Raw genomic sequence first — 18532 nt, 5'->3', positions numbered from 1 at the left:
TGTCCGACACCTCGTCGGAGAGGCGATCCAACAAAAGCCGAAGTTCGGTCCACAAGAGATGCCTGTCGGCTCCTCCGACGCGTATAAGATCTGCGGGCTGCGGCGCCGGTGATGCATAGTTGATGTGCAGCCTCGGCACGAGTTCGGCGACTGCATGAGGTTTTCCGGCGTGGATACTAAAGCGAAACCGTTGCCGGGACACGGCTCTGTGGCCCGATCCAAACTCGCCTTCGGGATCGAGCGGATCGGTCTTGGGCCAATGCGGTTCCGCGTGATCTCAATGCTGCTCTTGATCCTGCTCGCGGTTGCGGCGGGTTTCGGCGTCGAGCGGCTCAAGGTCGATGACTCGCTGAGCCAGTTGTTTCGCTCCAACAGCCCCGAATTCAAACAATATGAGGACGTCACTCAACGCTTCCCGTCGAACGAGTTCGATGCGCTGGTGGTGGTGACCGGCAAGGACCTTCTCAAGCGCGACTCGATCCAGAAGCTTCGCGATCTCGTGACCGACCTGCAATTGGTGGACGGCACACGGGCCTTGATCTCCATGTTCTCGGCCCGCCAGAAGCCGGAGAATGGCGAGGTGCCGGCAGCGCTGTTCCCCGAGGAGCTTCCCGAAGGCGCCGCCTACGATCAACTGATCGACCAGGTTCGCAGCAACGAGATCATCCGCGGTAAACTCCTGTCGGAGGATGGTCAACTCGCGCTCGTCGTCTTGGCGCTGGATCCCAAGGTCGTCGGTAGCAACAAGCTGAACGACGTGGTGGCCAATCTCCGCAAGGTGATGGCCGAGGATTTGGGCAATTCCGGCCTCAAGGCCGAACTCTCCGGTGTGCCGGTCATGCAGCTCGAAATCCGCAACGCGGTCGAGCGCGACAGGCTGGTCTATAACGCGATCGGCTTCGCGGCCGGCTGCCTCATCGCCATCCTGTTCTTCCGCCGTGTATCGTTCATGCTCATCGCGGCCGGGCCGCCGCTGCTCGCGATTCTGTTCTCGCTCGGCGTGTTGGGTTGGCTGGATTTCCGCCTCAACATGTTTCTGAACATCATGACGCCGCTCATCATGGTGATCAGCTTTTCGGATTCGATGCAGCTCACCTTCGCGGCACGCGACCGGCTGATCGCAGGCGAAGACAAGTTCACGGCCTTCCGCAACGCCGTTCTGGTGGTCGGCCCGGCTTGCGTCCTCACGCATATGACGGCGGCTTTGTCGTTCATCGCGCTGCAATTCACCGACTCGGACCTGATCCGGACCTTCGGTGAAGCGGGCCTGATCTCGACCGTCATCGCCCTCGTGGCGGTGCTGACTTTGGTGCCGCTGTTTGGCGTTCTTCTCGTCCGCAAGGAGGAGACGTTCGCGGCCAAGTTCAAGGGCGCCGACACGGGCGTCGACGCGCTGCGCCGTTTCTGCTCTTACATCGCGACCCGGATGGTTTCGCATCCGGGCCTCTACAGCCTCATCAGCATCGCGATCGTGATCGGCCTTGGGTTGCTCTACGCCAATCTGCAGCCGCGCTATCGGCTCGCCGATCAGGTGCCCGACAAGCAGCAGGCCGTTGCGGCCAGCGGCCAACTCGACGCCAAACTGACAGGCGCCAATCCGCTCGATATCCTGATCGAGTTCCCCAAGGGGGCCGATCTCTACGATCCCAAGACCCTGAACGTGATCGCCTCGGTCCATACGATCATGGAAAAGACGGCCGGGCTCGGCAATGTCTGGTCGCTCGAGACGCTACGCCGCTGGCTCGTCGAGAAAGAGGGCAAGTCCGACACGACGACCCTCAAGGAATATGTCGATCTCCTGCCGAACCATCTCGTTCGGCGCTTCATCGATCAGAATCAGGATGCGGTCGTCGTGTCGGGACGCATCCCGGATAAGGACGCAAGTCAGTTGCTTCCGGTCATCGACGATCTGAACAAGCAGCTCGACGTGGTGCGAAGCGCGAATCCCGGGTTTGAGATCGCGGTCACCGGGCTCTCGGCCATCGCGGCGCGCAACAGCTCCGAGATGATCGGTAAGCTCAACCTCGGGCTCACGGTCGAGTTTCTGTTCGTGGCCTGTTTCATCGGCCTCGCGTTCCGCTCGTTCACAGTTCTGTTGGCCAGTATCCTCCCGGGCATTTTCCCGGTCGTGATGTCAGGGGCGTTGCTGTGGTTCCTGGGCGAGGGGCTGCAATTCGTCAGCGTCGTCGCCCTAACGGTGTCGTTCGGCCTGGGCCTCAGCGCCACGATCCACTTTCTCAACCGGCTACGGCTCGAGGAACAGCCGGGCGAAGATCCCGCCATCGGCGTCATGCGGGCCACGATCCTGGTCGGGCCGGCCTTGATCCTGACCTCCGTCGTGCTTGCCTGCGGGCTCGCCGTCACGGTCTTTTCCGATCTGCCCTCGCTGCGTCTCTTCGGCTGGCTGAGTGCCTTTGCGATGCTGATGGCGCTGGTGGCGGATTTGTTGATCCTGCGTCCGACCATCACGGTGCTGCAGCGCATGTTCCACAAGAACCTGCCGAAGCAGATGATCGAGCCGCAGCCGGAGCCGCTCCCCTAGCGTCTCGCTCTCATGGCCGTTGTTCACGCATAAAAAGAGGCACCGCCGGTTGGCGGTGCCTGTCTTACTTCGACGCGCGGACGCCTGTCAGTTGCGGCGCATTTCGATGTCGATCGACTTGATGTCGGTGCCCTGCGGATGGATCGAGACGGCCTGCTTGCCGCCCTTGGTCGACACCAGAAGGGTGGCCGAGAAGGCCGATCCATTGACTGAGGTCTGGATCTGGCCCGGGGTCACGCGACCCGTTACTGCACCGGTCACCTGGCGGGTGTTCTCGGTCCAGGTGCCAGACAGCGCGCTATTCGCGTCTGCCAACACATTGCTGGTCACTTCGAATTTATAGCTGTCGCTGGCGCAGCGGAGTTCCTGGTGAAGGGCTTCGCCGCTCGGTGTCACCGAGTAGCTCGACCGGCAGCGGATGCGCTCGTTCGAGCCGTTCGAGACGGCGATCGTGCCGGTTCCGCTCCACTGGCCGCTTAGGCCGCCGAAAGGACCCTCTTTGACGCTCTGCGCCGATACCGCGAATCCGGCACCGAACGTGACACCCGCGACAAGGGCGAGGCGCGTCAGTACTGAAGGCATGCCATTCCAATTCATATGCGATCTCCGTGGTCGAGTGAGCCGAAAAGGCAGGGCGAGCCATCGGTCGCGATGAGGCGTCGGGCAGGCGTCGCGTCTTGTCGTCGAGGTCTTGTCGGGATTATGCGAAAGCGGCGCGACACCGAACGGCATCGACAGGCATGGTTTCTGCCAGTTTTGGGTCCGAAACGCAATTCCCGTGCGTCACAACGCATTCGCTCGCGGTCGATTCGGAACCGCTCCGAGGTTCGCACAAGCGCTTGTGTTCATTCGAAGTTCACTTGCCTGGGTCAAAGTGGGCCGTGATGCTAAAGCGAGGCTCTGCTGGTCGTGTGAAGCTGCCGACGAATGTCGGCGATCAACATGGTTCGGACATGCTGATGCCGAAGATGATAGGCAACCAAGGGGGCACGTCTCCGCAGACGGGCGTCCGTTTTGGCGGCCGACAGGTTTGACGCAGCCCCTCCTGAACCGCTCAGGAAGGGCTTGGATTTATCGGCCTTTACCCGTATCGAAAGATGCAGAAAATTTCCGGCGTGGCAATCGATGACGATCGATTCTCGCCGAGAGTTGCTCGACCATTCGCGACAGGCGGATGGGCCGGCATGGTGCAGACGACCGAGGGAATTCATCGCAGCGGCAAACGCTTGTGGATGGATCGATTATTTACGATGTCGTGGTTTACTCGGTAAGGCACATGATTGAGCATGGCTTGCCGAGGACAGAAGGGCGATCAAATGGGGCAGCCTTCCGTCGTGCTGATTGTCGAGGACGATTCGCTTCTGGCCGACATGGCTTTGGAGATGATCGAGGAAACCGGCTTGCCCGCCGTGGCTGTCGATTCCGTCGACGCGGCCCTCGACTATCTCAAAGAGCATTCGGACGATGTCGCGGCGATGTTCTCGGACGTCCGCCTCAAGGGTCCGCTGAACGGAATCGAACTCGCGGCCTTCGTGGCTGTCCGGTGGCCGTCGATCGCGATCTGCGTCACCTCGGGCGTTGCTCTGGAGCGCCCCTATCGCTTACCGAAGAACGCGCAATTCATGCCGAAACCTTGGAAGCCGCTCGAAGTCATCTCGTTCGTCGAGAAAGCCGCACGCATTCGTTGACGTCGCGCATGGCAGGAGCTGCCGTGCTGGACCATTTGGCGATCGGTCCCGTTGGGAACCAGACGTCGCCGACGCGGCCCGCGGTGTGACGATTTCGTTTTGGTCGGGGCTGCGCTCGACCTCGCATTGAATGGACCCGGTATGACCAAGCTCCTCCTCACCGTCGCAACCCTGTCGCTCTGCTTTTTGGTAAGTCCGTCGGTCCGGGCCGAGGATGCGCCGGCGGTCGTCGCTTCTGCGGCCGGCGATCCTGCGCTCGGCGAAAAAGTCTTCGTGAAATGCCGCGCCTGTCATCAGATCGGCGAGAATGCCCACAACAGCGTCGGGCCGGAATTAAATGGCGTGATCGGCCGACATTCCGGATCGGTGGCTGGCTATAATTATTCGGACGCCAACAAGAATTCCGGTCTGACCTGGGACGAGGCGACCTTCCGCGACTACATCAAGGATCCGAAGGCCAAGGTTCCGGGCACCAAGATGTCGTTCGCGGGTCTCACCAAGGAAAGCGATATCAACAATATCGTGGCCTATTTGAAGCAGTTCAACGCCGACGGGAAGAAGCAGTAAGCTGACGCCCGCGACGGCTGCCGAGCGGCACGTCGATGGCATCCAAACGCCTTCGCTTCGATCTGCACGACCGTGGTGTCGAGCAAGAGCCCGCGTCCGATGGACCGCTCGATCCGATTTGCCCCTTATGCGACCGACCGATCCCGCCGGGGGCGCGGTCCAGCAAGCATCATCTCGTTCCCAAACTGAAAGGCGGCGCTAAGGGCAGCACCGTTCTTTTGCACCAGATCTGTCATAGCGCGATCCACGCCCGCTATACGGAGGCTGATCTCGCGCGTCGTTTCTCAGATATCGATGTTCTGAAGCGAGACACCGCCCTGGCCGAGTTCCTCGTCTGGATCAAGACCAAACCTGCCGACTTCCACGCGGGCACCGCGACGACGCGGGATCATCGCCGTGCGCGTGATGCAGCCGACCGACGCTGAAACCGGCCCTGCGGCGTGTCGTGGAAGTAACAATTTGAGAACGTTTCAAAACTGCAGTTAAGAATAGTTCCGATCTACAATAGAGTTCTTTTAAAGCATTCTAATATCGGTCGTTTTTTATAAGCAGTCGGCAAGATTATCTTGTATCGGATTTTCTCGTGCTCTAAGCCACGATGATCAAAGACGGGCGAGGTTCGCCCGTGACGTGTATCGTCGACAATGAAGGCTGGGCCGTGCTTGTTGCCTATCTGATCATGCTCCGTGAGGGTGTCGAAGCCGCGCTGATCGTCGGGATCGTGGCCAGCTATCTGCGCCAAACGGGCCGTGGGCGCTTCATGCCTGCGGTCTGGGCAGGCGTCGCGCTTGCGGTGGTTCTCTGTCTTGCGCTCGGCCTCATCTTGAACGCCACCAGTGCCGAGTTTCCGCAAAAGCAGCAGGAGATGTTCGAAGGTGCCGTTGCGGTCGTGGCGACCTGCATCCTGACCTCGATGGTGTTCTGGATGAAAAAGGCGGCCCGTTCGATCAAGGCCGAATTACACGATTCGATCGACGCCGCTTTGAAGCCGGGTGACCGGCAGGGTTATGCACTCGTCGGGATGGCCTTCTTCGCCGTCGGCCGTGAGGGCCTGGAGTCGGTCTTCTTTCTGCTCGCGACGTTTCAGCAGAGCGTCGGCTTGGGGGTGCCGGTCGGCGCCGTGCTCGGCCTTGCGACCGCAACCGCGATCGGCTGCGCGATCTATATCGGCGGCGTGAAGCTGGATCTGCGGCGGTTCTTCCGCTGGACGGGTGTGTTCATCATCTTCGTGGCGGCCGGGCTTCTGGCCAATGGTCTGCAATCCTTCCACGAAGCCGGTCTCTGGAATGGTTTGCAGCAGCAAGCCTTCGACCTCAGCGGCATATTGCCGGCCGACTCGGTGCTCGGCACGATCCTCGGCGGCTTCCTCGGCTATCAGGAGGCCCCGACGGTTGGGGCGCTCGCGCTCTATCTCGCTTTCCTGATCCCCGCCTTGTTCTTCTTCTTCGCGACCCCCGTTCGCAAGCCGGCCGGTGCCGGCGCGATCCGGGCCTCCTGATTTCTCTCGACCCGCTTGAGGTTTATCCACATGACCCGTCTCGTCTCGATCGCGCATCCCCGGATCACCGCGCTTCTGCTCGGTTCCGCCGCAGTGGTGGCTCTGATCGGCGGGGCCGTGCAGGCCGCCGCGATCGAAGCCGGAACGATGGACCCGATCACCATCACGGTCTCGAACACCGGTTGCTCGCCCGCATCCGTGTCGGTCGCGCCGGGCAAGACCGTGTTCAAGATCAAGAATGACAGTCAGCGCCGCCTCGAGTGGGAAATCCTCAAGGGCGTCATGGTTGTCGAAGAACGCGAGAACATCGCTCCCGGCTTTGTGCAGACGCTGACCACGACGCTCGATCCGGGCGACTATCAGATGACCTGCGGGCTGCTCAGCAACCCCAAGGGGATCCTGAAGGTGGCAGTGAGCGATGCGCCGATCGCTCCGCCCTCGCCCATGGACCTCGTTGGCCCGATTGCTCAATATAAGGTCTACGTGACCAGTGAAGTCACGGCCTTGGTCGACAAGACCCGGATTTTTGTGGCGGCCATCAAGGCCGGCAATCTCGAAGAAGCGAAGGCGGCTTATGCGCCCGCGCGTCTGCATTACGAGCGGATCGAGCCGGTCGCAGAACTGTTCAGCGACCTTGATACGGCGATCGACGTGCGTGAAGATGATTTCGAGAAAAAGGCGGCGGACCCGGCCTTTACCGGCTTCCACCGGATCGAAAAGGCTATCTTTGCGGATGGCACCACCAAGGGGCTCGACGTGCTCGCCGACAAGCTGATGAGCGACGTGCTCGATCTGCAGAAGCGGGTCGATGGGCTCGTGATCACGCCGAAGGCGATGGTGGGCGGCGCCGCCGGCCTCGTCGAGGAAGTGGCCGCCACCAAGATCAGCGGCGAAGAAGATCGCTACAGCCGCACCGATCTGTGGGACTTTTCCGCCAACATCGATGGCGCGCAGAAGATCGTCGATCTGCTGCGTCCGCTCGTCGAAAAGCAAGATCCGGCACTCGATGCGCGTGTGCGCGAGAATTTCGCCAAGGTCGATGCGGTGCTGGCCAAGTATAAGGTCGGCACCACCGGCTTCGAAAGCTACGAGAAGCTGACCGAGCAGGATCGCAACGGGCTCAAAGGCCCGGTCACGACCCTGGCCGAGGATCTGTCGACCCTGCGCGGTACGCTCGGCATCAACTAAGGCGACGATGATGGTGGACCGGCCTGCAGGAACTTGCCCCTTCGGCTTCGCATCCGTAACCGGACATGACGCGACGGCGGGCGGCCCCTCTCTGGGCCGGCGCCGGATTCTGCTCGGCCTTGGTGCGGCCGGAACGGCCTTGGGGATCGGAGCCGCAAAGGCCGCGCCGACCCCCGTCGAGACCGCGCCGGTCGTCGACAATGACGGGACGCGTGACCGCCAGCCTTTCTACGGTCCGCGGCAGTCCGGTGTCGTCACGGCACAGCCGGCCGCCGCACTGATCGTCGCCTTCGACGTGCTCGGGACGGCGAGGCCGGACCTGCAGCGGCTATTCAAACATTTGACGAAGCGTATCGCCTTCCTGATGCGCGGCGGCCCGGCCGCGACCGCCGCGATCGGCCTTCCGCCGCCCGATTCGGGGCTAATGGGCCCGGATGTCTACCCGGACAACATCACCATCACGGTGGCGGTCGGTGCCTCGTTGTTCGACGAGCGGTTCGGGCTCGCGGCCGAGAAACCCAAGCACCTCGTGACGATGACGCGGTTCCCCAACGACGCGCTGGTGGCCGAGCAATGCCACGGCGACCTCTTGCTGCAAATCTGCTCGAACACAGCCGAAACGAACATTCATGCCCTGCGCGACATCCTGAAATCCTTCCCCGATCTTTTGGCGCTGCGCTGGAAGATGGAAGGGTTCTTGCCCCCTCATACGATCAAGACTCTCGGCAAAGACACGGTTCGCAACATGCTCGGCTTCAAGGATGGCACCGCCAACCTCGATGCACATGACGAGACCTTGATGGACCGCATCGTCTGGACGGGCGAGCAGCATGCGGAACCGGCCTGGGCGAAGAACGGCACATATCAGGTGGTCCGCTTGATCCGCACCCTGGTTGAGCGGTGGGACCGGACGCCGCTGGGCGAACAGCAGACGATCATCGGCCGGGAGAAAGCAACCGGGGCGCCGCTTGGCATGGTGAACGAGCGCGACACGCCGGATTATGCGTCGGACCCGCAGGGCCTCCGCATCCCGGTCGACGCGCATATCCGGCTTGCAAATCCGCGGACGCCGGAAACGGACAAGAACCTGATTCTCCGTCGGCCGTTCAACTACTCGCGTGGCATGACCAACGCCGGCCAACTCGACATGGGCCTCTTGTTCGTGAGCTTTCAGGCCGATCTCGAGGCCGGCTTCATCACGGTGCAGCGTCGGCTCGATGGCGAGCCGCTGGAGGAATATATCAAGCCGGTCGGCGGCGGTTATTTCTTCGTGATGCCGGGCGTCGAACATGAGGATAGCTACCTCGGCCAGCGCCTCGTGGAAGGCTCCGCCTGACCGATGCGGCGCTCTGGCGCCGCATGACGATCTCGTCGTAAGACCCTCGGATCGTCCTGCCTCGGGAGATCTGTGTTGACGCCTCCTCACCGCGACGGCATGGCCCCGATCGCGCGCGCGACCCTTGTGGGCTCGGTCGCGATCCTCCTGTGGTCAAGCCTCGCGTTGCTCACGTCCGCATCGGGCCGCATCCCGCCCTTCGAACTCGCCGCTATGACGTTTGCGGTAGGCGGCGCTGCCGGTCTGGTCCTCGCGGCCGCACGGGGCCGCTTGCGCGCGCTTCGCCAGCCGCTGCGGGTCTGGGCCGTCGGGGTCGGCGGGTTGTTCGGCTATCACGCGCTTTATTTCGCGGCGCTGCAGCAGGCGCCACCCGCGCAGGCGGGGCTGATCGCCTATCTCTGGCCGCTGCTCATCGTCCTGCTGTCAGCGACCCTGCCAGGTGAGCGGTTGCGACCCCAGCATTGGCTGGGTGCGCTTCTCGGTTTTGGTGGCGTCGCGCTGCTGATCCTCGGGCAGGAGGGCGGCTTTCGACCCGACTCTCATTTTATGCTCGGCTACGGCCTCGCGCTGCTTTGCGCCCTGGTGTGGTCTGTTTATTCGGTTGCGTCGCGTCGCCTCAAAGCCGTCCCGACCGAGGCGGTTGCCGGCTTCTGCATCGCAACGGCCGCGCTGGCGCTGCTGTGTCATGTCACCGTCGAGACGACCGTGTGGCCCGAGACAAGCGCGCAGGCGTTTGCACTCGTCGGGCTTGGACTTGGGCCGGTCGGGCTTGCGTTTTATGTCTGGGACTATGGGGTCAAGCACGGCGACATTCGCCTGCTCGGCGTGGCGTCCTATGCGGCACCCGTTTTATCCACGCTGCTGCTGGTCGGCGCGGGCTTCGCTCGTCCGACATTGGCGCTGTGGATCGCCTGCGCGCTTATCGTTGCAGGAGCGCTCCTCGCCGCATGGCGCGGGCCAAGTGCCCGCGTCACACCACTCTCATCGGCACGCTGATCGGCGCCGGTCTTACTCGGCGTCGGCGGTCTTCTTGGGGGTGAGCACCTGACGGCCGCGATACATGCCGCTCTTCAGGTCGACATGATGGGGACGACGCAATTCGCCCGAATCCTTGTCGGCGATGTAGGTCGGAGCAGCGAGCGCATCCGCCGAACGGCGAAAGCCGCGCTTCATGGGCGATGTTTTGCGCTTCGGAACGGCCATTGGTACTCTCCACGTATGAATAGGCCGCCGTGCCCACGCATCGGCAGCCAAGAAAATCTGGTTGCTCGATACACCACAATGGCACGTGTGGCTAGGCCCCTCTCGTGTCTTGCTGCGGCAAGCGCAACCCTGCGTCGCCAGCGCGCCTGTTGTCCTAGTTTCGTGTTGTTCTATACTACCACCAGCAAAGCAGGATCGTTATAGGTCGTGCATTCGACAGCGTAGCGCGACCCGTGCGGATCGAGCGTCGTCCCACACCAGCAAGGGATGCCGCGGCACGAGACGGAAATGGAACCTGATGGCCGAAACGACGTCCCAAGCCGAAGCTCTGCGGGCCAGGCGGCCTCTTTCTCCTCATCTGCAAATCTATACGCCGATGCTGACCATGATGATGTCGATCATGCATCGCATCACCGGCATTGCGCTTTACGCCGGAACGCTTCTGCTGGCCTGGTTTCTCATCGCCGCGGCGTCGGACGCTCGGTCGTTCGCGACGGCTGCGTGGTTCCTGGATTCCATTGTCGGGCAATTGATCCTGTTTGGATTCACCTGGGCCTTGTTTCATCACCTCCTCGGCGGTGTGCGCCATTTCGTTTGGGACGCCGGCTACGGCATGGATCATCCGGAACGCGAGTGGCTTGCTCAAGCCACGCTCATCGGGGGTATCGTGCTGACGATCGTGGTCTGGGCCGTCTCCTACTTCCTGCGCTGAGAGGACTAACCATGCGCAACGACACAGATACGATGAGATCCGACCTGAGCCGGGTTCGGCATCTCGGAGCGGCGCGCTCCGGCACCGGCTGGCTTTGGCATATGCGGCTGACCTCGCTGGCGCTGCTGCCGCTGACGATCGGCTTCGTTTTTCTCGTGCTCTCGCTGGTCGGCCGGCCCTATGCCGAGGTTCATGCAACCTTGTCGCAGCCGTTTCCGGCCATCCTGATGCTTCTTTTTATCGGGACGGGCATCTACCACATGCAGTTGGGTATGCGGACGATCATCGAGGACTATATCCACGGTGAACAGAGCAAGGATCGGGCGCTTGCGGCCAATATGTTCTTCTCGGTCGCGGTCGGCTTGACCTGTGTCTACGCCGTGCTGCGCCTGAGCTTCACCTGAACGCGAGCGACTTTTAACAATCAACCGATCAGACCTGTGCTGGCCCAAGCGGCCATTGTGGATGCAGGCACGAGGACGAAACGTCATGGCGACCAATGGAACTGCGAGCACGGGCACCTCGTCCACCGCGCCGGCTTATGCGATAACCGACCACACCTTTGATGTGATCGTTGTCGGTGCCGGTGGGGCTGGGCTCCGCGCCACCGTCGGTTGCGCCCGCGCCGGGCTTCGAACCGCCTGCATCACCAAGGTTTTCCCGACCCGGTCGCATACCGTCGCGGCGCAAGGCGGCATCTCGGCATCGCTCGGCAATATGGGGCCGGACGACTGGCGCTGGCACATGTACGATACGGTGAAGGGCTCGGATTGGCTCGGAGACCAGGACGCAATCGAATATCTCTGCCGCAATGCTCCAGCCGCCGTTTACGAGCTTGAACATTGGGGCGTGCCTTTCTCCCGCACTCAGGAAGGCAAGATCTACCAGCGCCCGTTCGGCGGCATGACGACGGACTACGGCAAGGGCACGGCGCAGCGCACTTGTGCGGCCGCCGACCGCACCGGGCACGCCATTTTGCACACGCTCTACGGGCAGGCGCTTCGGGCCAAGACGGAATTCTTTATCGAATACTTTGCCATCGACCTCATCATGAATGAAGGTCGCTGCGTCGGCGTCGTGGCACTGAAACTCGACGATGGCACGATGCATCGCTTCCGCGCCAATCTCGTGGTGCTGGCGACGGGTGGCTACGGCCGCGCCTATTTCTCGGCCACCTCGGCGCATACCTGCACGGGTGACGGAAATGCGATGGTGCTGCGGGCTGGCCTGCCGCTGCAGGATATGGAATTCGTGCAGTTCCACCCGACCGGCATCTATGGGGCAGGGTGCCTCATCACGGAAGGGTCGCGCGGCGAAGGCGGCTATCTCACGAATTCCGAAGGTGAGCGCTTCATGGAGCGCTATGCGCCCTCCGCGAAGGATCTTGCCTCGCGCGACGTCGTTTCGCGCGCCATGACGATGGAAATCCGTGATGGCCGAGGCGTCGGTCGCGAGAAGGATCACATCTTCCTGCATCTCGACCATCTCGATCCGAAGATCCTGGCCGAGCGGCTGCCGGGTATTTCCGAAAGCGCCAAAATCTTCGCCGGCGTCGACGTCACCAAAGAACCGATCCCGGTGCTTCCGACGGTTCATTACAACATGGGTGGTATTCCCACGAACTATCACGGCGAGGTGCTGACCAAGGTTGGCGGCGACCCGGATACCGTCGTTCCGGGCCTGATGGCGATCGGCGAGGCGGCCTGCGTGTCGGTTCATGGCGCCAACCGGCTTGGATCAAATTCGCTGATCGATCTCGTCGTCTTCGGTCGCGCGGCGGGTCAGCGCGCCGCCGAGCTCGTGACACCCGGCGAGAAGCAAATGGAACTGCCGAAGGATAGCGCCGATCTGGCACTCTCGCGGCTCGATCGCATGCGCTATGCCAAGGGCGCGCAGCCGACGGCGGATCTGCGGCTCAGCATGCAGAAGACCATGCAGAATAATTGCGCGGTGTTCCGCACCGGCGAAATCCTCGAGGAAGGCTCGAAGATGATCCACGACGTGTGGAGCCTCTCGGCCAATATCGGGACGACCGATCGCTCGCTGATCTGGAACACGGACCTGATCGAGACGCTGGAATATGATAACCTGATCGCCCAAGCCGTCGTTACCATGGACAGCGCATTGAACCGGACGGAGTCGCGCGGTGCACATGCACGCGAGGATCACCCGAACCGCGACGACAAGACCTGGATGAAGCATACGCTGGCTTGGCTCGACGAGCGCAGCCAAAAGGTGACGATCGATTATCGGCCCGTCCACACCTACACGATGACCAACGACGTTCAGTATGTGGAGCCGAAAGCGCGCGTCTACTAGCGCCGCCGAGGTCCACACCGAGGGGGCGCCGTCCACCTCCGCCACTTGCACGATCGGGCCACGCCCGAGGCTTTCATCAAAGAGCCACTTTACCGAAGAGTCGAAGTCGATGGTCGAACTAGCGCTTCCGAAAAACTCCCGGGTCCAGGCCGGTAAGGTTTGGCCGAAACCCGCCGGGGCGACGCGGACGAAGGAATTCCGTGTCTATCGCTGGGATCCGGATGATGACAGCAACCCGCGCATCGACACCTATTTCGTCGACCTTGAAACCTGTGGCCCCATGGTGCTCGACGGGCTGATCTGGATCAAATCGAAGGTCGATGCGACGCTGACGTTCCGGCGCTCCTGTCGCGAGGGCATCTGCGGCTCGTGCGCCATGAATATCGATGGCACCAACACGCTCGCTTGCACCAAGGGCATGGACGAGGTGAAGGGCGCCGTGAAGCTCTATCCGTTGCCGCATATGGAAGTGCTGAAGGATCTTGTCCCTGATCTGACGCGCTTTTATGCGCAGCATGCCCTCATCGAGCCATGGCTTCACACGACCTCGCCTGAGCCCGAGAAGGAGTGGATCCAGTCGCCGCAGGCACGTCATAAGCTCGACGGCCTCTACGAGTGCATCCTCTGCGCCTGCTGCTCGACATCTTGCCCGAGCTATTGGTGGAACGGCGATCGCTATCTCGGTCCGGCGGCGTTGCTGCAGGCTTACCGCTGGTTGATCGACAGCCGCGATGAAGCCACAGGCTCCCGGCTCGATACGCTCGAGGATCCGTTCCGTCTGTACCGCTGTCACACGATCATGAACTGCGCCAAGGCTTGCCCGAAAGGGTTGAACCCCGCCAAGGCGATCTCCGAAATCAAGAACATGATGGTGGCGCGCCAGAACTAGCGCGCTCGGCCCACCGACGCTCGGTGCTGAGACGCTCGACATAAAAAAAGCGCCGTGGCGAAAGCCATGGCGCTCTTGTTTTGTGCGACGGTAGGGCGTGAGCCTGACGTTTATTGAACCAGTTGGGGACCGGCGGGTCGAGCCGCTTCGCTCTCCTGCATGATGCCGAGACGACGCGCGACTTCCGTATAGGCTTCGACGAGGCCGCCAAGATCCCGGCGGAAACGATCTTTGTCCATCTTGTCGTTCGACTTGATGTCCCACAGGCGGCATGAGTCCGGAGAGATCTCATCCGCGACCACGATCCGCATCATGTCACCTTCCCAGAGGCGACCCGTTTCCATCTTGAAGTCGATCAGACGGATGCCGACGCCGAGAAAGAGGCCGGACAGGAAGTCGTTGACGCGAATCGCCAACGCCATGATGTCGTCGATCTCCTGCGGACTGGCCCAACCAAAGGCCGTGATATGCTCCTCGGAAACCATGGGATCGTTAAGCGCGTCGTTCTTGTAATAGAACTCGATGATCGAACGCGGCAGTTGCGTGCCTTCCTCGATGCCGAGGCGCGTCGCAAGCGAGCCTGCCGCAACGTTGCGGACCACAACCTCGAGCGGAATGATCTCCACTTCCTTGATCAACTGCTCGCGCATGTTGAGGCGGCGGATGAAATGGGTCGGAACGCCGATGTTGTTCAGGTGCTGGAAGATGAACTCGGAAATCCGATTGTTCAGCACGCCCTTGCCGTCGATGACCTGATGTTTCTTGGCGTTGAACGCTGTTGCATCGTCTTTAAAATGTTGGATGAGGGTTCCAGGCTCGGGTCCTTCGTAGAGGACTTTCGCCTTGCCCTCGTAAATGCGACGACGGCGGTTCATGGGGATCAACCGTGGCTTGAGGAAATCCATGGGGCGGCCGGGGCTCCTGTGCTTAAAAATCCCGTCTGGCTTTCGCGCAGGCAAAGATTTCGTTCATCCGAGTGGCCGTATGGCGGTCAAACGGCAAATCAGCTCAACCGACCCAACAACCCCCTCTTACGCGATTGCTCGACCCAGTACAACGTATCGCACGAGCGTCGGCTTTAGCTCTTTCATGCTCGCATGTAGGCATCTCGACCGGCTTACGCAATGCCGCCCTGCCAGAGCGGTGATGCAAGCACGCGTGTCAGGCGCGTTTCGCCCCTCCTGCCTTGCTGATGACGACCGATCGAGAGAGGTGGATGCGGCATGGTCCAACGCCGTCACCGAGATCACTCGGCGTTCGCTGTCGCTCAAGCCATCGACGACATCACACGCCAGGATGAGGTTTTGTTGGCAGAGGCCGAGCTTGACGTGCAGAGATAGGCCGCCAGCCGAAAAGCCCGAGCGTAATGCGGCCGGGCCGAACAGGCGCAATTGATGCTGGATGAGACGCAATGGCTTTCTCGGTAACCGATCTTCTTGCGATCCTCGAACTCGAGCAAATCGAGGAGAATATCTTTCGCGGAAGAAGCCCGCAGATCGGGTGGCAACGCATCTTCGGCGGTCTCGTGATCGCCCAGGCCATGGTGGCGGCGGCTCGAACGGTGCCGGATCGGCCACCCCATTCGCTCCACGGCTATTTCATCCTGCCCGGCGACCCCGCGGCCCCCATCATCTTCGAGGTCGATCGTCTGCGCGACGGCAAGAGCTTTTCGACCCGCCAATGCGTCGCGATCCAGCATGGGCGCCCGATCTTCTCGCTCTCGGCCTCGTTCCAGGTGGAGGAGCCCGGGCTCGACCATCAGATCGAGATGCCTGACGTTCCCCCGCCGGAGTCGCTGCCGAGCGAGGCCGACATCATGGCGCTGAATCCGTCGACACTGCCAGAGGGCATCAAGCGCTATTTCGACCGCGAACGGCCGGTCGAACTCCGGCCGGTCGATCTCAGCCGATACCTGCCGGTGGCGGGTGCCGAACCCCGCTCGCCAAAGCAGCATATCTGGATGAGGGCTTCACACCCGCTGCCCGACGATCCATCGATCCACCGGGCGTTTTTGGCCTATCTGTCCGATATGACGCTGCTCGACACATCGCTTGTGGTTCACAATCGTTCGCTCTTCGATGGCGGGCTGCAAGTCGCCAGCCTCGATCATTCGCTTTGGTTTCATCGGCCCTTCAGGGCGGATCAGTGGCTGCTTTACGCACAAGATAGCCCGAGCTCATCCGGAGCACGCGGCCTAACGCGGGGGCTGATCTATACGCGCGAGGGGACTTTGGTGGCCTCCGTGGCGCAGGAGGGCCTCATTCGCGTCCGGCCGGGTAATTAAGGCGCACAAATAATAGGCATATTCATGCATCATTTATGAACCAATGAGGCTCCGATCGCTCGATCGGGGCCTTTTTTGCGTCAGAAATAAAGTTTTTTGCTGACGGAACTCTTTGGCACACGCTTTGAAGGACAGGGTCCAACGCTGCTCGCCTGAAAAGCCGAGGAGGCTGACCATGCGACGCTGGAATCATTGATCCGGGTCGCGCGAAAGGATGTGCCGAGATGAAGATTGTGATGGCGATCATCAAGCCCTTCAAGCTTGAGGAAGTCCGCGATGCGCTGACGGCGGTCGGCGTCCACGGGCTCACCGTGACCGAGGTCAAAGGCTATGGCCGGCAGAAGGGCCATACCGAGATCTATCGCGGCGCCGAGTATGCCGTGAGCTTCCTGCCCAAGCTGAAGATCGAAGTCGCGGTCGCGGCCGAGCTGCTCGATACCGTGATCGATGCCATCACGGCGACGGCCCGCACCGGCCAGATCGGCGACGGCAAGATCTTCGTCACGCCGCTCGAAAGAGCGGTTCGCATCCGGACCGGGGAAAAAGACACGGACGCGCTCTGATCGCCGTCGCGACCTATCCATTTGGAGCCATGAAATGAAGTTTTTGCCTAAGATAACGCCACAACGAGCGAGCATCGGCCTGGGTATTCTGGCGGTCCTGCTCACGGCGGGAGCTGTCTACGCACAGACCCCGACCGTGCAGCCGGTCGCGCCCCCCGCGGCTCCGACCCCCGATAAGGGCGATACGGCCTGGATGCTGGTGTCGTCGGCCCTGGTGCTGATGATGTCGATTCCCGGCCTCGCGCTGTTCTACGGCGGCTTGGTGCGGACCAAGAACATGCTGTCGGTTCTCAGCCAGGTCATGATGATCGTGGCGCTGGTCGGCGTGATCTGGGTGCTCTGGGGCTACTCGGAAGCCTTCACGGACGGCGGCAGCATGACCGCCTATGTGGGCGGTTTGAGCAAAGTCTTCCTCATGGGCGTGACCCCGTCCTCGAATGTCGCGACCTTCTCGAACGGCGTCGTCATCCCGGAACTCGCCTATATGGTGTTCCAGATGACCTTCGCGATGATCACGCCCGCGCTGATCATCGGCTCCTTCGCCGAGCGCATCAAATTCTCGGCGCTCGTCGTGTTCATCGTTCTCTGGGTCACGTTTATCTACTTCCCGATTGCCCATTGGGTCTGGTATGTCGCGGCGCCCGATGACGTCGCCAATGCGGCCAAGGCCGTTGCGGCCGCTGGTGCCGATGCAACCGCGAAGGCCGCCGCTCAGGTCAAGCTCGATGCCATCACCAGCAATGCGGGCTGGCTGGCGCAGGCTGGCGCGCTCGACTTCGCCGGCGGCACGGTCGTGCATATCGACGCAGGTATCGCCGGCCTCGTCGGCGCGCTCTTCATCGGCAAGCGGATCGGTTACCCGCGTGAACCGATGCCGCCCCACTCGCTGACCATGACGATGATCGGCGCCTCGCTTCTGTGGGTCGGTTGGTTCGGCTTCAATGCTGGCTCGAACCTCGAGTCGAACGGCACGACGGCCCTGGCCTTCGTCAACACGATGGTGGCCACCGCTGCCGCGACCATCTCCTGGTTGTTCGTCGAATGGGCCGTCAAGGGGAAGCCCTCGCTGCTCGGTATGGCGTCTGGTGCCGTCGCGGGTCTCGTCGCGGTGACGCCGGCCTCCGGTTTCGCTGGGCCCATGGGCTCAGTGGTTCTGGGTCTGTTGGTCAGCCCGATCTGCCTCTTCTTCGTCTCGACCGTGAAGAGCAGGTTTGGCTACGACGACGCGCTCGACGTTTTCGGCGTGCATTGCATCGGCGGCATCTTCGGCGCGCTGATGACCGGCATTCTCGTGGCTCCGTATTTCGGTGGCACCGGCCTGACCGACTACACCAACTACGGCAACGGCAATGCCGGCACCTACGACATGGCCACCCAGATGATTGCTCAGGGCAAAGCCGTGCTGGCCACTCTGGTGTGGTCCGGCGTCGGCTCGGCGATCCTCTACAAGCTCGTCGATCTCGTAATCGGTCTGCGGGTTTCGCCCGATAAGGAGCGCGAAGGTCTCGACATCGCCGAGCATAGCGAGCGCGCCTACAATTATTGATCCGGTCGGCTTCACCGCCGCTCTTGATGACACTACGGAAGGCGGTCCCGCAGGGGCCGCCTTTTTTGCATCGCTGCCTCGGCGCAGGCGATAAACGTTAAGCAATCTCCAGATGTCGTTAACCATTCGGGACTAGGGTTCTGGTGGGGTCCGCCATGCGCGATTCCCGGAGAGGCCAGCCTCACGGCTCGGAAGGG

Annotated in this window: 18 protein-coding genes; 15 read left to right on the top strand and 3 right to left on the bottom strand. The window is 61.8% G+C overall.

The window, feature by feature from the left end:
* Positions 1-154 precede the first annotated feature (154 nt).
* On the top strand, positions 155-2542 hold the full coding sequence (locus tag EY713_RS04550; protein ID WP_131113762.1) for an efflux RND transporter permease subunit: 2388 nt from the start codon (positions 155-157) through the stop codon (positions 2540-2542).
* 87 nt (positions 2543-2629) lie between these two features.
* Here EY713_RS04550 and EY713_RS04545 read toward each other — a convergent pair whose 3' ends face one another.
* Positions 2630-3124: a hypothetical protein gene (locus EY713_RS04545; RefSeq protein WP_131113761.1), complete on the bottom strand. Its 495-nt coding sequence runs from the start codon at positions 3122-3124 to the stop codon at positions 2630-2632.
* A 734-nt stretch (positions 3125-3858) separates the two neighbouring features.
* Here EY713_RS04545 and EY713_RS04540 point away from each other — a divergent pair.
* The 7 genes from EY713_RS04540 (at position 3859) to yddG (ending at position 9815) form a co-directional block, all read left to right on the top strand.
* The gene (locus EY713_RS04540) at positions 3859-4230 is read left to right on the top strand and encodes a response regulator (RefSeq protein WP_165491026.1); all 372 of its coding nucleotides are present in this window, start codon (positions 3859-3861) and stop codon (positions 4228-4230) included.
* 141 nt (positions 4231-4371) lie between these two features.
* Complete coding sequence (locus EY713_RS04535) at positions 4372-4797, top strand: c-type cytochrome (RefSeq protein ID WP_131113759.1); 426 nt, start codon at positions 4372-4374, stop codon at positions 4795-4797.
* 35 nt (positions 4798-4832) lie between these two features.
* Positions 4833-5222 (top strand): HNH endonuclease family protein, encoded by a 390-nt coding sequence (locus EY713_RS04530; protein WP_131113758.1) that lies wholly within the window; start codon positions 4833-4835, stop codon positions 5220-5222.
* A 233-nt stretch (positions 5223-5455) separates the two neighbouring features.
* Entirely contained in the window at positions 5456-6295 is an 840-nt protein-coding gene (efeU, locus tag EY713_RS04525; RefSeq protein ID WP_131119265.1) for an iron uptake transporter permease EfeU, read from the top strand.
* 30 nt (positions 6296-6325) lie between these two features.
* Complete coding sequence (gene efeO, locus EY713_RS04520) at positions 6326-7483, top strand: iron uptake system protein EfeO (protein ID WP_131113757.1); 1158 nt, start codon at positions 6326-6328, stop codon at positions 7481-7483.
* Between the two features lie 7 nt (positions 7484-7490).
* Positions 7491-8819: an iron uptake transporter deferrochelatase/peroxidase subunit gene (gene efeB / locus EY713_RS04515; RefSeq protein ID WP_245572891.1), complete on the top strand. Its 1329-nt coding sequence runs from the start codon at positions 7491-7493 to the stop codon at positions 8817-8819.
* Positions 8820-8918: 99 nt separating this feature from the next.
* Positions 8919-9815, top strand: coding sequence for an aromatic amino acid exporter YddG (yddG, locus tag EY713_RS04510; protein WP_131119261.1), 897 nt, complete (start codon positions 8919-8921; stop codon positions 9813-9815).
* Positions 9816-9827: 12 nt separating this feature from the next.
* Here yddG and rpmF read toward each other — a convergent pair whose 3' ends face one another.
* On the bottom strand, positions 9828-10022 hold the full coding sequence (gene rpmF / locus EY713_RS04505; RefSeq protein WP_131113756.1) for a 50S ribosomal protein L32: 195 nt from the start codon (positions 10020-10022) through the stop codon (positions 9828-9830).
* Positions 10023-10320: 298 nt separating this feature from the next.
* Here rpmF and sdhC point away from each other — a divergent pair, with 298 nt between their 5' ends.
* The 4 genes from sdhC to EY713_RS04485 all read left to right on the top strand — a co-directional run bounded on the left by sdhC (position 10321) and on the right by EY713_RS04485 (position 13942).
* The gene (sdhC, locus tag EY713_RS04500) at positions 10321-10734 is read left to right on the top strand and encodes a succinate dehydrogenase, cytochrome b556 subunit (protein ID WP_131113755.1); all 414 of its coding nucleotides are present in this window, start codon (positions 10321-10323) and stop codon (positions 10732-10734) included.
* Between the two features lie 11 nt (positions 10735-10745).
* The gene (gene sdhD / locus EY713_RS04495) at positions 10746-11138 is read left to right on the top strand and encodes a succinate dehydrogenase, hydrophobic membrane anchor protein (RefSeq protein ID WP_131113754.1); all 393 of its coding nucleotides are present in this window, start codon (positions 10746-10748) and stop codon (positions 11136-11138) included.
* Positions 11139-11223: 85 nt separating this feature from the next.
* Entirely contained in the window at positions 11224-13053 is a 1830-nt protein-coding gene (sdhA, locus tag EY713_RS04490; RefSeq protein WP_131113753.1) for a succinate dehydrogenase flavoprotein subunit, read from the top strand.
* 109 nt (positions 13054-13162) lie between these two features.
* On the top strand, positions 13163-13942 hold the full coding sequence (locus tag EY713_RS04485; protein WP_131113752.1) for a succinate dehydrogenase iron-sulfur subunit: 780 nt from the start codon (positions 13163-13165) through the stop codon (positions 13940-13942).
* Between the two features lie 110 nt (positions 13943-14052).
* Here EY713_RS04485 and purC read toward each other — a convergent pair whose 3' ends face one another.
* Positions 14053-14847: a phosphoribosylaminoimidazolesuccinocarboxamide synthase gene (gene purC, locus EY713_RS04480; RefSeq protein ID WP_131113751.1), complete on the bottom strand. Its 795-nt coding sequence runs from the start codon at positions 14845-14847 to the stop codon at positions 14053-14055.
* Between the two features lie 506 nt (positions 14848-15353).
* Between purC and tesB the strand changes: the two genes are divergently transcribed.
* The 3 genes from tesB (at position 15354) to EY713_RS04465 (ending at position 18335) form a co-directional block, all read left to right on the top strand.
* Positions 15354-16226, top strand: a complete 873-nt coding sequence (tesB, locus tag EY713_RS04475) for an acyl-CoA thioesterase II (RefSeq protein WP_131113750.1) — start codon at positions 15354-15356, stop codon at positions 16224-16226.
* A gap of 224 nt (positions 16227-16450) precedes the next feature.
* Positions 16451-16789: a P-II family nitrogen regulator gene (locus EY713_RS04470; RefSeq protein ID WP_131113749.1), complete on the top strand. Its 339-nt coding sequence runs from the start codon at positions 16451-16453 to the stop codon at positions 16787-16789.
* A gap of 34 nt (positions 16790-16823) precedes the next feature.
* Entirely contained in the window at positions 16824-18335 is a 1512-nt protein-coding gene (locus EY713_RS04465) for an ammonium transporter (protein WP_131113748.1), read from the top strand.
* The last annotated feature ends 197 nt before the right edge of the window (positions 18336-18532 follow it).

Origin of the sequence: Lichenihabitans psoromatis (assembly GCF_004323635.1) — a bacterium.
GTDB classification, from domain to species: Bacteria; Pseudomonadota; Alphaproteobacteria; order Rhizobiales; family Beijerinckiaceae; genus Lichenihabitans; species Lichenihabitans psoromatis.
Note: the sequence above shows the minus strand (reverse complement) of the source record. Positions and strands in the feature narration are given on the sequence as shown.